The sequence below is a fragment of the Microvirga aerophila genome (assembly GCF_003332305.1).
GTDB lineage: Bacteria > Pseudomonadota > Alphaproteobacteria > Rhizobiales > Beijerinckiaceae > Microvirga > Microvirga aerophila.
Genome location: NZ_QOIO01000174.1, coordinates 1 through 1,365, shown reverse-complemented (window position 1 = coordinate 1,365; position 1,365 = coordinate 1). Strand labels below are relative to the sequence as shown.

The window sequence follows — 1,365 nt, the reverse complement described above, 5'->3', positions numbered from 1 at the left end:
GAAGTCAGCGTCCGTCTTGGCCTTGATCTCGTCTTCGGTCACGCCGTCGGCGAGCTCAATCAGGGTCATGCCCGATCCGCCCTTCTTGTCGATGCTGAAGACGCCGAGATCCGTGATCACCAGGTCGACCACGCCGGTCCCGGTCAAGGGAAGGTTGCACTCCTTCAGGAGCTTGGGCTCGTCCTTGGCCGTATGCTCCATGACCACCACGACGCGCTTGACGCCCGCCACGAGGTCCATGGCCCCGCCCATGCCCTTCACCATCTTGCCCGGGATCATCCAGTTGGCCAAATCGCCGTTCTGAGCCACCTGCATGGCGCCCAGGATCGACAGGTCGATATGGCCGCCACGGATCATTCCGAAGGAATCGGCACTTGAGAAGTAGCTCGTGGTCGGAAGCTCGGTGATCGTCTGCTTGCCGGCATTGATCAGGTCAGCATCCTCCTCCCCCTCATAGGGGAAAGGACCCATGCCGAGCATGCCGTTCTCCGACTGGAGCTGCACGCGCATGCCCTTGGGGATGTAGTTGGACACGAGCGTCGGAATGCCGATGCCGAGGTTCACGTAGAAGCCGTCGCGCAGTTCCTTGGCGGCGCGTTCAGCCATTTGCTCACGGGTCCAAGCCATCAGATTTCCTCCCCTGCCCCTGCCGGCACTGCAGCTTCAGCGCGCTTGCGGGTTGTACGTTGCTCGATGCGCTTTTGTGGATTCGGCACATGCACCATCCGCTTCACGAAGATGCCTGGGGTGTGCATGCAATCGGGATCGATTTCGCCGGCCGGCACCAGATGCTCGACCTCGGCGATGGTCATCCGGGAGGCGGTCGCCATCATTGGGTTAAAGTTGCGGGCGGTCTTGCGATAGACGAGATTGCCTTCTGTATCGCCCTTCCAGGCGTGGACCACGGAAATATCGGCGAAGAGGCCAGTTTCCATGATGTATTTCTCGCCGTTGAATTCGCGCTCTTCCTTGCCCTCGGCAATCAGGGTGCCGACGCCGGTCTTGGTGTAGAAGGCCGGGATGCCCGCGCCACCGGCGCGAATGCGCTCGGCGAGCGTCCCTTGCGGATTGAACTCGAGCTCCAGCTCGCCCGAGAGATACTGCTGGGCGAAGGTCTTGTTCTCACCCACGTAGGAGGAGATCATCTTGCGGATCTGGCGGGTTTCGAGAAGCCGGCCGAGGCCTACACCGTCAATGCCCGCATTGTTGGAAATGAAGGTGAGGTCTTTCGCGCCCGAATCGCGGATCGCCTCGATCAGCGTCTCTGGAATGCCACATAGACCAAACCCGCCGGCCATGATGGTCATCCCGTCCTTGACGAGCCCGGCCATGGCCGAACCTGCATCCTTGTAAACCTTGTCCATT

At 60.9% G+C, this 1,365-nt stretch carries 2 protein-coding genes; both read right to left on the bottom strand.

The window, feature by feature from the left end; all coding sequences use genetic code 11:
- Window positions 1-627 (bottom strand): 3-oxoacid CoA-transferase subunit B (locus tag DRB19_RS29605; protein ID WP_162815969.1); only part of this gene is annotated, 627 nt, incomplete at its 3' end.
- Window positions 627-1,364: a CoA transferase subunit A gene (locus DRB19_RS29600; protein ID WP_114189504.1), complete on the bottom strand. Its 738-nt coding sequence runs from the start codon at window positions 1,362-1,364 to the stop codon at window positions 627-629. The genes DRB19_RS29600 and DRB19_RS29605, both read right to left, overlap by 1 nt.
- Window position 1,365: the final 1 nt, after the last annotated feature.

Coding starts and splice junctions, on each gene's coding strand:
- DRB19_RS29600 (WP_114189504.1), bottom strand. CDS start 1,364: ATGGACAAGGTTTACAAGGATGCAGGTTCGGCCATGGCCGGGCTCGTC.